The 13,990-nt window shown below is 53.9% G+C and carries 11 protein-coding genes; 5 read left to right on the top strand and 6 right to left on the bottom strand.

All coding sequences use genetic code 11. From position 1 onward, the window contains the following. Positions 1-73: 73 nt before the first annotated feature. Positions 74-937 carry a formyltransferase family protein gene (locus Poly59_RS13815; RefSeq protein WP_146534697.1) on the top strand — a complete coding sequence of 288 codons (864 nt, stop codon included), beginning with the start codon at positions 74-76 and terminating at the stop codon, positions 935-937. A 52-nt stretch (positions 938-989) separates the two neighbouring features. Here the strand turns inward: Poly59_RS13815 and tsaB are convergent, their stop codons facing one another. Next, positions 990-1,784: a tRNA (adenosine(37)-N6)-threonylcarbamoyltransferase complex dimerization subunit type 1 TsaB gene (tsaB, locus tag Poly59_RS13820; RefSeq protein WP_146534698.1), complete on the bottom strand. Its 795-nt coding sequence runs from the start codon at positions 1,782-1,784 to the stop codon at positions 990-992. A gap of 75 nt (positions 1,785-1,859) precedes the next feature. On the opposite strand from tsaB, the gene Poly59_RS13825 reads away from it, so the two are divergent. Then, positions 1,860-2,618 (top strand): metallophosphoesterase family protein, encoded by a 759-nt coding sequence (locus Poly59_RS13825; protein WP_146534699.1) that lies wholly within the window; start codon positions 1,860-1,862, stop codon positions 2,616-2,618. A 1-nt stretch (position 2,619) separates the two neighbouring features. Continuing rightward, a complete protein-coding gene (locus Poly59_RS13830; protein WP_146534700.1) occupies positions 2,620-3,378 on the top strand; it encodes a metallophosphoesterase family protein in 759 nt (252 codons plus the stop codon). Between the two features lie 92 nt (positions 3,379-3,470). On the opposite strand, the gene Poly59_RS13835 is transcribed toward Poly59_RS13830, so the two are convergent. Both Poly59_RS13835 and Poly59_RS13840 read right to left on the bottom strand, forming a co-directional pair. Continuing rightward, positions 3,471-4,373, bottom strand: a complete 903-nt coding sequence (locus Poly59_RS13835; RefSeq protein WP_246151641.1) for a leucine-rich repeat domain-containing protein — start codon at positions 4,371-4,373, stop codon at positions 3,471-3,473. A 97-nt stretch (positions 4,374-4,470) separates the two neighbouring features. Next, positions 4,471-5,379, bottom strand: a complete 909-nt coding sequence (locus tag Poly59_RS13840) for a sigma-70 family RNA polymerase sigma factor (RefSeq protein WP_146534702.1) — start codon at positions 5,377-5,379, stop codon at positions 4,471-4,473. 502 nt (positions 5,380-5,881) lie between these two features. Here Poly59_RS13840 and Poly59_RS13845 point away from each other — a divergent pair. Together Poly59_RS13845 and Poly59_RS13850 are read left to right on the top strand one after the other, a co-directional pair. After that, the gene (locus tag Poly59_RS13845) at positions 5,882-9,394 is read left to right on the top strand and encodes a WD40 repeat domain-containing serine/threonine protein kinase (protein ID WP_146534703.1); all 3,513 of its coding nucleotides are present in this window, start codon (positions 5,882-5,884) and stop codon (positions 9,392-9,394) included. 393 nt (positions 9,395-9,787) lie between these two features. Beyond that, positions 9,788-11,395, top strand: coding sequence for an aspartate:alanine exchanger family transporter (locus Poly59_RS13850; protein ID WP_146534704.1), 1,608 nt, complete (start codon positions 9,788-9,790; stop codon positions 11,393-11,395). 9 nt (positions 11,396-11,404) lie between these two features. Here the strand turns inward: Poly59_RS13850 and Poly59_RS13855 are convergent, their stop codons facing one another. From Poly59_RS13855 to Poly59_RS13865, 3 genes are all read right to left on the bottom strand, one after another. Continuing rightward, positions 11,405-12,817, bottom strand: coding sequence for an enolase C-terminal domain-like protein (locus tag Poly59_RS13855; RefSeq protein WP_222436104.1), 1,413 nt, complete (start codon positions 12,815-12,817; stop codon positions 11,405-11,407). A 114-nt stretch (positions 12,818-12,931) separates the two neighbouring features. After that, the gene (locus Poly59_RS13860; RefSeq protein WP_146534706.1) at positions 12,932-13,312 is read right to left on the bottom strand and encodes a DUF1499 domain-containing protein; all 381 of its coding nucleotides are present in this window, start codon (positions 13,310-13,312) and stop codon (positions 12,932-12,934) included. A 52-nt stretch (positions 13,313-13,364) separates the two neighbouring features. Next, complete coding sequence (locus Poly59_RS13865; protein WP_146534707.1) at positions 13,365-13,658, bottom strand: transcriptional regulator; 294 nt, start codon at positions 13,656-13,658, stop codon at positions 13,365-13,367. Between the last annotated feature and the right edge of the window lie 332 nt (positions 13,659-13,990).

The raw sequence follows: 13,990 nt of genomic DNA on the forward strand, positions 1-13,990 counted from the left end.
TCCATAGAATACTGTGTCCAGATGGCCGATCACCCGATGCGGCCAGCGTCATTGTTTGGGAGTTCGCAATACTGTGGAAGTCGTCATTACCGCCCTCGGTCCCGACAACGTTGGATTGGCCGATCCGATCATTCACCACGTCACAGGACGGGGGGCACGGATCGCGGAAATCCAGATGTATGACCACGACGAAGAACAACTGTTCGCGATGATTTGTCGGATCGACATTCCACCGAACGAGTACGAACCGCTGGTCGACGCGATGCGGCAAATCGGCGACCACACCAAACTTGCGATCCGAGTCTGGGGCAGCCAACGACACCCCGGCAAGAAACCTCGCGTCGCGGTCTGTGGAACGTATGTCGAACACACACCGCGCGCCGTTTTAGAAGCGATCGCCGACGGAACGATCGATGCCGAAGCAGCGGTGCTGATCAGCAACCGAAAAAAGCTGGCACCACTGGCCGCCGAGTTTGACATCCCGTTCCGAATGATTGGTGATGCCCAAGGCAGTGCTGATGATTCACAAATGGTGGTCGCACTCGACGAGTTCGACGTCGACTACATCGTGCTGGCCCGGTACATGCGCGTCTTGCCGCCATCGACTTGTTGGCAGTACGCGGGGGGGCGGATCATCAACCTGCACCACGGATTGCTGCCTGGGTTCCCAGGATTTCGTCCCTACCATGATGCCTTCGCCGCTCGGATGCTGACCTTTGGCGCCACGTGCCACTTCATCATTCCCGAACTCGACGCAGGCAACCAAACGATCAACCAACGAACCTTCTCGGTCGCACCAGGTACATCGCTCGAAACGATCATCGAAAAGGGCGGCCGAGAAAACGAGCCCGCATGCTTGGTCGAAGGCGTGCGCCGAGTCGTCAATCGCGAAGTCTATCTGCACTTCCACCGAGTCGTCGCAAGAGCGCAGGTCTGAATACGAACGCTGGCGGTAATGGATCTTGTCGACGATGAACGAAGCACCAGCATCAACCGGTTTCCGCTGCCTTTTCTTCTGCTGAACTTGCCTTCAAATACCGAGGCACCAATTCCATCGGGCTGACGAAATCGCCTTTGGCTGCGGCTAGCAGCCCCAGCAGTCCGACGCCGATCGCGTCACAGGCAGGCTCCATGCGTCGATCGGCCAGGGCACCAAATGGCTTGGCGTCACCGGCGATCGAAAGTGTCCCGGATTGAAAACTAACGTCACGATTGAGGTCCCCTTGGAACTCTGCCATCGGCCGAACTCGCACGTCGTCCGGCAGTGCTGACCATCCCGACAAATCCGAGTCGATCGGCGGCAACAAGGTTGCGCGTTGGAAACGGCCTTCAAAAACTTGTCCTCGATAGGCATCCAAAGCGACCAGAATCTCGTCAATCGAAGGATTCGCGTCGAACTGGGCAGCCGCGATCGCAGCCAACGAATCGACCGCGACAAGGCGGACGTGCAGGGCATAACTCAACGTCTTTGCCGTCGTCACGCCAATTCGAAGTCCGGTGAACGATCCAGGACCAGCGGCAATCGATATGAGTTGAATCCGCTGTTCTGAACCCCGCGATCCGGAAACAGGTCCCCGCAAATCGGAAATAACTGATTCGATCACGGTTGTAATCGTTGCGGCAGATCGACGCGTTGGGTCGAGTGAGACGGATCGAACGGGGCAATCATTGGAAAAAAGCGCCACCGACCCCGCTCTTGATGTCGTCTCGATTGCCAATTGCAGGCTATGCTTAACGTCCAAGTTGGTCGCAAAGGAATCCATGTCTGTGGGATTGCCGGTCATTTTTGATTAACTCTACAATTACGTTTTGCCCGACTCGGCCAAACCAAACCCCATCGAAGCCCCAGGAATTCACCGGTGAAGCGAGCGTTGATCAGCGACATCCATGGAAACCTCGAAGCTCTCGAGGCGGTGCTGGCGGACATTGATGTCATGTCGGTTGACGAAATTTATTGCTTGGGCGATATCATCGGCTATGGTCCTAATCCTTGCGAGTGCCTTGATTTGGTCATTCGGCACTGCAAAGCCACGATTCTAGGGAATCACGATCAAGCGGCCCTGTTTGATCCAGATGGGTTCAATCCGATGGCACTTCAGGCGATTTATTGGACTCGCGACCAACTTGATAACGGCCCTGGCTCGTCGGCGCAAATCAACAAGCGATGGGACTTCCTTGGCGAACTTCCACGCCAAGTCGATGAAGGCGAGTTCAAATTCGTCCACGGTTCCCCGCGTGACCCCACCAACGAGTACGTATTCCCTGAATACGTCTTTGACACTCGAAAAATGGAAATCTTATTCGGCAAGGTTTCCCAGTTTTGCTTCATGGGGCACACACACCTTCCCGGTGTATTTACCACAGAATGCGAATTCATTTCCCCTGATGAATGCGACCATCACTACAAACTTGGTCGCGAAAAGGTGCTAGCCAACGTTGGCAGCGTCGGTCAACCACGCGATGACAATAACAAGTCGTGTTACGTCATTTTAGACACCGATGAAAATTCACTGACGTATCGCCGCGTCGATTACGATCGTGACAAAACGGCCAACAAGATTTACAACATTCCTGATCTGTCCGACGCGCTGGGCGATCGCCTGAAGCACGGACGTTGATGTGACAAGAACCGCCATCCTAAGTGATATCCACGGAAACTTAGCCGCACTCGAAGCCGTTATGGAAGACGTTCGCGGCGAAAATGTGGATCGCATCGTTTGTTTAGGTGATGTGATCGGTTACGGCCCGTCGCCATGCGAATGCCTCGATCAGGTCATGGAATTTGATTTCTGCGTCTTGGGTAACCACGACAGCAGCGCGTTATTCGATCCGGAAGGATTCAATATCGCCGCCGAACAAGCCATCTTTTGGACTCGTTCGCAGATCGAATGCGGTCAAGACGGCCCCGAAGCCAGCCAGCGGCGGATGAAATATCTGTGCTCGTTGCCGCGATTGGTCGACGAAGGCGACACCATGTTCGTTCACGGATCGCCACGCAGCCCAACCAACGAATACGTCTTTCCCGAAGACACGCAAAACATCAAGAAGATGGAAAAGCTGTTCTCGCTGGTCACTCACCTGTGTTTCCAAGGACACACTCACGTCCCAGGCGTCTTCACCAGCGATCTGCGATTCATCCGCCCCATCGACACGGGTTTCGGATACTCTGTCGCCGACAAGACTCAGCGATTGCTGGTCAACGTAGGCAGTGTGGGACAACCACGTGACGGCGATTCAAGAAGTTGCTACGTCATCTACGATGACGAGAAACTTGAATTCCGTCGAGTCGTGTACGACATTGAACGAACGGTCAAGGCAATTGAAGCCGAACCTGATCTCGATGATCTTTTGGGCTATCGCCTTCGCGAAGGTCGATAATGGCGATTCATCTTGGTGAATTGTGCCACCACGCCCGTACGTTTGACCGCCTTCGCTTCATTTTTATACATTGATTGACGAACGCGGCAAAGTCACTGGTCGTACACGTCAACGCCAAACGATTGCAGCTTGTTGACCTGCTGCGTCTTGGCTTTTTCGTCGATCGGGTTTTCACCTAGATAAACGTCCAAGTACGGCGCGAAACGGCGATCGCCCTCGGCATCTTTCCGGCACATTTTCACCAACGGCGAAAGGTCTTTGACCTTGTTGCGCGACATCATCAATATGTCCAACTCGTGAAGTTCGGTAAGCGATTCAAGCGATTCAACTTCGTTTCCGGTGATATCCAGCGTCGTTAACCAACCAAACTTGCGGATCGGCGACAGGTTACTGATCTGATTCTGCGAAAGATCGAGTGACCAAACCTTCGTTAGTGACGAAAGCGACTCGATCGACTTCAACTGGTTATTCGCGACATACAGTGTTCGCAGATTAGACATTTCCTTGATCGGCGCCAGATCGTCAATCTGGTTCTTTGACAAATCTAACAATTGCATCGCCACCAATCCTTGGAGTGGCTTGATGTCGCGAATTTTGTTGCCGGCTAGTGTTACCGACTGCAACCGTTTCAGTTCGGCGATCGGCGTCAAATCTTTGATTTGGTTATTCTCGAAGTCGATCAACATCAGAGCCTTGCAGTGCTCTAGCCCCGAAAGATCGGCGATTTCTTTGCCTTTACCGACCACTCGCGAAATGTTGGCCACATCGCTCGCCACGATCGGATCGCTGGAATTTCGCTTCGCGTAGACTTCGGCGCGAACCGCTGCTTCTAGGTTTTTATCCTTGAAGATTGAAACAGGCGCCGCAGACTTTTCTTTCTTTGCGGGATCTGCTTTGGCGGGATCGTCAGCTTTCGCAGGGGGTGACTCACAAACAAACATTGCGAGACTGGTAAGCAGCAGAAACGCTGCGAGAGAGTTGAGCGAGATTCGCATGGCAATTTGGTGAGATTCATAGGAAGGAAGTTGGGACGAACAACTTCCCTCCATTCTAATTGCCAGGCGGGCTGGCGTGAATCAACCCAGTTTTTGACTAGCGATCGCGTGGATCGGTCAAACCGTCAGCCAGACGCCGCAATGCTTCGGTCTCGATTTGTCGAACCCGCTCGCGGGTCAGTCCCATTTCGGCGCCGATCTCTTTCAGTGTTTTTGGCTCGTCGCCGTCCAAGCCGAAGCGAAGTTTCAAAACCGTCGCCTCGCGATCTTCCAAGTCACCTAGCAAACTCATCGCGTGACGCAGGATGTCGTGGTCGAGCATCTCTTCGTCGGGAGCCTTGACTCGGTCGTCCATCACCATTTCGCCCAGCGACCACCCCGATTCGGACTGATCACTTTGCGGGGTGCTGTTACTGATGCGGATTGCTTTGCGAATGATTGGCAACTTCTTTTTCGGCAGGCCCAACATTCGTGCCACTTCTTCGTTGGTTGGCGTGCGACCGAGCTCTTCGTTCAACCGAGCGGTTGCGCGTCGCCACTTGCTAAGCAATTCGACCATGTAAGCAGGAATGCGAATTGTTTTGGAACTGTTGATCAGAGCGCGTTTGATGGACTGTTTAATCCAGTAACTTGCATAGGTACTAAAACGCGTTCCCACACTTGGGTCGAAGCCTTCGACAGCGCGAAGCAACCCGAGATTGCCTTCTTCGATCAAGTCTTGCAGGCCTAGCCCTTTGCCGGTGTAGCCACGAGCAATGTTGACGACCAACCGGAGGTTTGCGCGAACCATTCGGTCGCGTGCCATCACGTCGCCTTGAGCGATTCGCCCGGCGAGCTCCTGTTCGTCAGCGGCGGTCAACAACGCCGTTTCGTTGATTTCTCGGAGATAAGTTTCCAAGGGCGATTGCGCCGACCGAGATGTTGTCGGGGTCTTGCGCCGTGTATTGGAAACGGCTTCTTTTAGCTCGGCGTCTTCAGGATTGACGGCGGTTTCGAAATGACTCATGGATTAATCGCCACGCAAGAATCGCTGGGACCGACTCAGCGATTGTTGAGATGTCGACGTTGCACTGGTGCACGCGGTCACGTGGAGGAAAACCGCGGCGGCATCATCGGATCAATCGATCAAGAGCGAGTCCCAAACCAGGGAGATGGATTGGGTGAACAAACATCTCATCGGCAAGTCAGATCACCCGACTGCAACTGCCGGCCAAGCAAACCGCCTGTGCCGCCCATTCCGATCGAACGGGTTGCCACAATCGCAACGCACTTCGGTCGACCAACCAGGAAACCAGACGTATCGCAAAGAGACGCCATTTCCATAAAAAGCCCAAAACTAGCATCGCAGACAAGTAAAATCCACAGCCACTCCATCGTGCACCGTAAAGTCGCATTGACTACAATCGATGCATGAACACTTGGAAATCGCAAACCACAGGGCGAAACGATGACCAACAGTGGATGGCTAACCAGTGGCCGATTGTGGCGGTTATACGAAAGCCGATCAGATGAGCCAGACACCTCGTGAACCATCATCTTGGTATAAACTCAGTTCGTCGCTTGCTAACGCGTTAAGGGACAACGACGAGACGACCTCTGCGAGCATTGAGGACTTATTGCGTCACCAGGGCGATGAGTCATGGCTCAAGAAGGTCAACAAGTCTCGCGTCGCTTCGATTCTTAAACTGCTCGAGCGAACCATCCGTCCGGGCAGCACGCGTTCAATCAACGAAACCGACGGCAAGCAATTGCCGCTAACCGTGCCAGCGACTGTCGGCCGGTTTGCGATTGGCGAACTGGTGGGCGAAGGCAGTTTCGGCGCCGTCCACCGCGCCTTTGATACGGTTCTCCAGCGTGATGTTGCCGTGAAAGCAGTCGCATTGAGACCGGGACTTCAAACGGCCGATGATGACTATCGATTGAATGAAGCGCGGGCTGCCGCCAAACTGAATCATCCCAACTTGGTTCCGCTATTCGAAGTGCTCACGGACGAAACCGGTGTCTACCTCGTATCCGAGTTTTGCGACGGGCCAACGTTAGCGGATTACTTGATCGAAGACGGTTCATCGATGAGACCGTCTTGGGCAGCCGAAATCACTTTGAAACTTAGCAAGGCGATTGCGTACGCGCACGGTCGCGGGCTTGTTCACCGAGACATCAAACCCAGCAACGTGCTGCTGTCGCCGGAGCGCGCGGCTGACGATCTGCTGCCCTTCACGCCTCGACTCACCGATTTCGGCTTGGTCCTGGATATCGACAAGGAAGCTAGTCAACAACGCAACAACCGGTTGGCCGGAACGATTCTGTACATGTCACCTGAACAGATCCGAGGCGACCAGAACGCAAATGCATGCAGCGGAGACATCTACGCACTTGGCCTGTTGCTGTACCGGATGCTAGCCGGAAAAATGCCGTACCGATCGGATTCAACTGCAAAACTCTTCCACGAGATCTGCGTAACACCGATTGATCGGATTGAAGAATCCGAACTCACAATTCCGACGGATCTGCATGCAATCTATTTGAAGGCGTTAGAAAAAGATCCGTCCAAGCGATACTTGTCAGCACAGGAAATGGCGAATGATTTGCTACGTTTCCGTGACGGTCGCGAAGTCTTGGCACGCCCGCGTTCGCGGTCAGAGCGAATATGGCGGGGCTTGCGAGGCGAACCGGTCGTTTCAAGTCTCGCTGCGACTCTGGTCTGTTTGATCGTCGCTGGGATCCTGTTGTTCGGTTGGAACAACCAACAATTGCGTCAACATAGCATCGCCCTTTCGAAGGCTCTCGATGCTGCATCGCAGAGTAAAAGCAAAGCCATCGAAATTGCATTTCGATCTGACATGCAAGATGCGTTCGCGGCAATCAGCAACCACGATTCAGCGACCGCACGGTCACTAATTCGTCAAATCGACGGCTACCGAGGAAGCGAGGCACCCGCCCGATATGACATGCAATTGCTACGATCGATTGCGTTTGATGGCAGACGCGAGGCGGCGAGTTTCAACGGCAGCATCACGGAAATCGCGTCGATTCCCGGAACCAATTTGTTCGCCATCGCCGCGGAGTCAAACCTGGTTCGCGTTTACCGAGACACTGGCGAATTGGTTCATGAAACGGCCTTAACGCAAGGCGCCGAAATTCGTGCTCTAGCTGTCTCGCCAGACGCTCGCTGGATCGCCGTTGGGATGACGCTAGAAAATGCATCGTGGTGGTTTGGTAGCGGTGTCGTCGAGTTTATTCCGATATCACCGTCCGACGGATCACTCCGACCGTTAAATCTCGAAACGCCCCAACCCGTCGCTTACAAGAATGGTCTTTCCGGTTTTGTAACGACAATCGAATCGCTCGCTTTCTCGCCCGATGGCAGCCAAATAGCCGTAGGAACAAGGTACGAACCTATCCATGTTTTTAACCTCTCCGATCCGTCGCAGGTTTCTCTGGTGACGTCGGATCGCCGAAACGAAGATCTCGCCTTTACACCTGATGACCTTCTCTTGCATTCGCCGGAATCAAACCATCTCGTTTTAGGAAGCGTGACAGCACCGCATTCAACAAAGTTGTTGGCAGAAGTAGGATCGCCGAACATCCGGCGTCTTGCTTGCTCGCCCGACGGAACTTGGTTTGCGGCAGTCGCGTCTTCCGACAGTCATACTGCACTTGTCCACCAAACCGAGAATGAGCTTGTCGAGTACACGTTATTGGGCGAGCATTCCGATCTGCGAAGTCTGCGTTTTTCGGATGACGGAACCGCCGTCGTTGCAGGCACTCTTGGCGGCGCTGTCCTGCTTTGGGATTTGGCAACAATCACCGAGACGACAGACCCGAAAATGCCAATCCGACCATCGGTACAGCACCTTTGCCATGACGCATCGGTAACGGCGATTGCAATGAATAGGGCCGGCAATATTATCAGCGGTGCAGAGAACGGATCGATCGTCACCTGGAATCCTAGCAAGCCTGTTCGATCTCGCCAAGAAATATCAATTCAAAAGGGCGCATCGGTCGTTGACCTTACCCCCGACGGAACAGCACTTATCCTCGGACACCTTGACGGATCGGTTGAACGATTCAACTTGAATTCAGGTGAGCGAACACTTTTACGAGACCCCGATGGTATCGAGGTCTGTACCGTGACTGTCGAGCCAAATGGGAACTGGGCTGTCCTTGGCCTCGACAACGGTCAAGTAGTCTTGGGGTCCTCAACAGCGCCCGCAACTTCCCAGGTCTGCAACGTGTGGCAAAAGCTACCGTTCATTCCGATTGTCGGAGACAACAATATCGCGATGCATCAAATCCTGGTTTGCGAATCAGGATCTCGGATTTGCGTCTGTCGTGGCCAGTACGACATGCAATGGATTGATCTCTCGGTAGACCCTACGACAGGCAAATTACTTCATGCCGAATCCATTAGCGAGTTCCGAACCGACACGCGTGTTGAGACGGTCGCGTTGACCGACAATGACAAAGCGTTATTGATTGGCCACCGAGTACAGACCTCCAACGCGACCGATCCTCAACAAACCACCGTTACCGACGGCATGCTGAATGTCCGCTCGCACTGCGTTGATCATCCTCGACAACGCGTTTATGTCGGATGCCGAGATGGGCGTATCCGCGTCTTAAGTTTGGACGGTAAACCATTGGCCAGCAGCGAGCGCTGGAATGCCAACGTATCTACCAAACAGAACCTTCGCGAAATACTTGCGATCACGATGTCGCCCGACGGATCCAACATCATTACGGGAAGCCACGATGGTGAGGTGGGCATTTGGGACGCCGAAACACTGAAGTGGATCGGCACTCTGTTCAATGGTCACCAACCGGGCGAAATTGAACGAATGGACGTTTCGAAACGGGGCGATATTTTCATCGCTCACCAACGGAATCACGCCTGCGCAGACGACCAAGACGAGCCGTGTGTTAGCCACATCAAAATACTGCGTACAAGTGCCAGCGGAATGTCGACGGTGGGGTCCGCTACTGACCAAGCTTCGTACCCTGCACTTGCTTCCCAGCCCTGACCCCGGAGCGAGAATTCCAAGATACGAAAGTGCCCTTAAGCAAAAGTTTCGGAATGAGTTCACCGCACAAGTGCGATCGATTGGTTAAACCAAACGCATCTCGCCAGCGGCAGGACTGAATTCGATCAACGTATCGCTGGCAAATTTGCGCTTCCGCACGCTATTTACGTGCGTAACCGCACAGCGTTAGAACGATTGATTTAGCGAGCAATCGATCGAGTTGTCGTGACCACCGTTGCGCGATGCTTGTGGCATGTTTGCTTACCCTAATCGATGCTGGTATCGTCGCGCGAGATGCGATCGTTTAGAACCGACCCGTCCGAGATACTTACGCAGTCGATTTAGGTTTTCGACTGTGTTAGCCAAGATCATTTGACTGTGTTGGGGTTACGATTGAGTCCGCTCTTAGTGTTGCTTGGTGTGATCGCGGTAGGTTTGTTAGTCGGGCGAATTTCAATCTTCGGAATCTCGCTTGGAACCTCCGCAATCCTGTTTGTCGCGTTGCTTGCTGGGCATCGAGAGATGTCGATTCCAGACGGAATTGGCACTTTGGGTTTGGCACTGTTCGTCTATTGCGTTGGTATTTCCGCAGGTCCGACTTTCTTTCGTGGGCTAGCGTCGCAAGGCCGAATGATGGCGACTTTGGGTGGGCTGATCGTAATGACCGGCGTCTGTGTCGCAGCCGCAGCTTCAAAAATATTCGACTTGCCGGCCGACCTTACCGGCGGATTGATGGCGGGCGCTCTAACCAGCACTCCTGCCCTTGGTGCGATCACCGAGGCCGTTGAACAACCTGCAAACGTTGCCGTCGGATTCGGCGTCGCGTACCCGATCGGTATTGTGGTGGTTGTCCTGTTTGTTCAACTGGCCATCAAATTTGGAAAACGAGAACCGACCGCCGCTGCGGGGCAGGATGGTAATTCGTCGTCATCGCAGTCTGAGTCATCTGACTTGTCGGATATCAAACGACGGTCTGTCCAAATCATCAATCCCGCAATCGTTGGCCGCCGTCCAGGTCAAGTAGAAGTATTCAAAGACTCGGGGTGCCAGATTTCTCGCGTCCAAGTCGACAGCCGCTGGCTACCGCTTGCACCTGACTATGCATTCCGGCTGGACGACCACGTCATGCTTGTCGGAGCGGACAGCGATTTACACCGCGTTGCCGACACGCTTGGCGTCATCATTACAGATGAAGAAGCGATTCTAGACGCCGACCACCAACGCAAAATCCTGGTTGTCACGTCACCCGAAATCTACGGCCATACGCTGCAAGAGCTACGACTGCGATCACGATACGGCGTCACCGTTGCTCGCATCCGCCGTCACGAGATGGAGTTTGTTCCATCCGGACGAACTCGGATCGAGTTTGGTGACACTCTAACGCTGGTCGGCGAGTCGGCCAACTTGGCAAAGATTCAAGGTGTCGTCGGGCACCGCCCCCGCGCGCTGAACGAAACCGATCTGCTCTCACTCGTTGTCGGCCTTGCCGTCGGAATCCTAGTTGGACGTGTGTCTCTGCAGCTTGGTGAGATGTCCCTATCACTTGGAATCGCCGGGGGCCCGCTTATGGTCGGACTTATCCTCGGTCACTTTCGCCGCATCGGGCCGATACGCGGATCGTATCCGCCGGCGGCACAAATGTTGATGACCGAAGGCGGGTTGGCGTTGTTCTTAGCTGATGCCGGAATCCACGCCGGCACGGGCATCGCTCCAGTACTGGCCGAGCACGGTCCGGTGCTGTGTCTGGTCGCTGCTGCGATCGTTTGCGTTCCGCTAATGGTAGGATACTGCGTGTCAAGGTTTGTCTTCAAGCTAACGCTATTCCAGTCACTTGGCGCTACCTGTGGTGGCATGACATCCACGCCGGGCTTGGCGGTACTAACGACGGCTACCGAATCAAGTCAGCCGGTTACCAGCTACGTCGCCGCGTATCCTGTCGCGCTGGTTACGATCACGATTCTGGGGCCATTGTTGGTGGAATTGTTAAATGCCATCCTCTGACAATAGGCATCAGTCCGACAGCGGCAAATCACGCTGAATTTCATCAAGGCGATAGCCAAAACCGGCACCTCGGATCGTCGATAGGTCAAGCCTGCCGCCACGCCGCTGGTAAATTCCTGGATGAACCTTAGCCTCGGGCGCGGAAGCTTCGGGATAAAACTGCATCCCATTGGACTCGACGCCCATGATGGTTCCCGCATAGGCTGCCAGCCGAACATGTGGAATCTGAGCGAGCATCGGATTTGTTAAGTCTTGGACCATCAGCGGCATCCCATGCGCTTTTGCCCAACACAGACTCAGCAATGCTCCGGTTTGCGTCTTACAAGTCTTCAATGCGACTCCTGTCCAACCGAGTCGTTTCCCGAGTGCCACGAAACGCCAATCATGGGCGCTCTCGTCCAGAAACAGTGGCTTCCGTTGCGACACCGAATGCGTGTCGATCTGGTGCTTTTCTAAATCATACGGAAACGGCTGTTCGACATATAGAATGCGATCGCTGATCTCCGGGTACTCGGCTTTCAATCGATCGAGAATCTCATTGACGTAGTCCGTCGTCTTTGCAGTGCAGTTAAAGTCCGTAGACAACTCGGTAACCCCAAGTTCGATTGCCATCTCGCCGACACGAACCACACGTTCAAAGTCCCACTGGCTATCGTTACCGCGCAGCTTGATCTTCAAGCAATCAAGTCCATCACGAGTGATCCATTGACGCAGTGTGACTGGATAGCCGTCATCGGGTTCGGACCCGTTCCGATCCGAATCTTCCAGCGGATCCAAACCACCAACTAAGTGCCAGACCGGCATCGAAGTTGGCACCGAATCGACAAAGAAATCAGCAGGATGCTTACCGACGAACGAGACACCGCTGCCTTCCTCGGCAGTTAGATAATGATCCAAGTCATCCGAAAGGTATTCGGCGTTATAGGTATCGTAGACATCGACGTCGTGCAGCTTTCCGTACGCATCGTGCGTGGCAATGTCGAACGCACTGGCAACAATCAGCGCGGCCAAATGAGGCATCGCTTCATCGCCTCGGTCGGCATTGAACGCTTCGATCATTCCAGGCATAACGCCGTCAATAAAAGAATGACCGATTTCCAACGCATGCCCAGTCGACGATTGAGATTGCCAAGCGACTGCAAGTCGACCGCAAAAATCCGTCATCGCTTCATAGCGATCAGCGTAGGACATTGTCGCCGACGGCCAAGCCCAGGTCACCGACAGCGGTGTCTCGCCCCAACCGGTCGCCGTGTTTCCATCCGCTCCGGCAACTGTCACCGCGACTCGCACGCATGTCACTGACGACACTGATTCAGGCCCAAACTTCAGCGGCATCCGCATCCGAACGGGCAGATAGTAAATCTTCACAGAATCGACGCGGACGTCGGTTGACTTACGATATTGCAGCATCGACTTTGACATTCGACAAGACACTAAAACTTGAAACGAGAATCGGCCTCTGGAAAAGAGACTCTCTGGCTCAAGAGTGTAATGGAAAGAAAGTCGCTCGGGCGGTGGGGAACACCGCCGACTTGCTTAACGGAACGCGCCGGTCAACTCGCGGAGGTTACGAGCGTTTTGACCCAAGTCACCTTTGCCAACCCTTGATTGGCTTTCGGCTTCGATTCGCGATGCCCCCCTATTGTCATCGTCGACCACTCGCACGTGAATGTCATCGACGAATTGGAACAAGCCGGTCGTGCGTGTCAGGTGCAACGCAATCTCGCCCGATTCATTGGGCGAATCGCGTGAAATAATCTGCCAGTTCGACTGGGTGTTGACCCAATCGGTGATGCGATCGGCGACTTCGGATGGCGAACCGGTCGATCGAATTGGCCGCAGCGTTGGGTCGTCTGCCTTGTCATTTAGTTCGGCATGATTTTGGGTCATGCCGCGAATGATGGATTGAAAATTCATGCACAACAATCCAGCAAAGACAAGACCGACAACGAGTCGAATAAAAACGGTCCTAGAGAAGACCATCTTTTTCCAACATTTCTTTGTACTGGTCTCGTTCACGGCGAGTCGCTTCGAGGTCGAAGATCAGATACTTCATGTCCAATCGCAGTTGCGACAACGCTTCTTGAACCAAGTTCAGAATACGGCGGCGGCGAGTGCTGCACTCGACAACGCGTTGCATCGCGGGTGCCACAACGTCTCGGTAACGTTCGGGCAGCGAGTCAATCGCTTTCGCCATTTCTTGCAGCTCGATCGGTGTGTCGTCGGCGGTTGCTTGAGCGGATCCGATGGTCTTTGGCAACATATATTTCGCGTCCTGTTTGTGAGCTGCGAGTGAGAGCGTGAGGCTGTTTTGTCTGACAGGCCATCCATTGCATTTGCGGTGCCGTATCCCTTCGGCAAATCACAACCGATCAACATAAGCCATTGCCAGAAAACAACTTAAGCTACACGGGCTGACAAAGATGTCAAAACGCAACGGTGCGTTTTGGCAACACGGTTTCACCTTGCTTGCAGCACTTAAATCTTGGTATGGAAAGGGCTTGCGTCTGTGGTGGCGGCTGCGAATCAAATGTGGTTCTAAATCAACACCACGTCGCATTCCTTCCACACACTCGTTTTGCCAACTGGATCGGC

Source organism: Rubripirellula reticaptiva (assembly GCF_007860175.1).
GTDB lineage: Bacteria > Planctomycetota > Planctomycetia > Pirellulales > Pirellulaceae > Rubripirellula > Rubripirellula reticaptiva.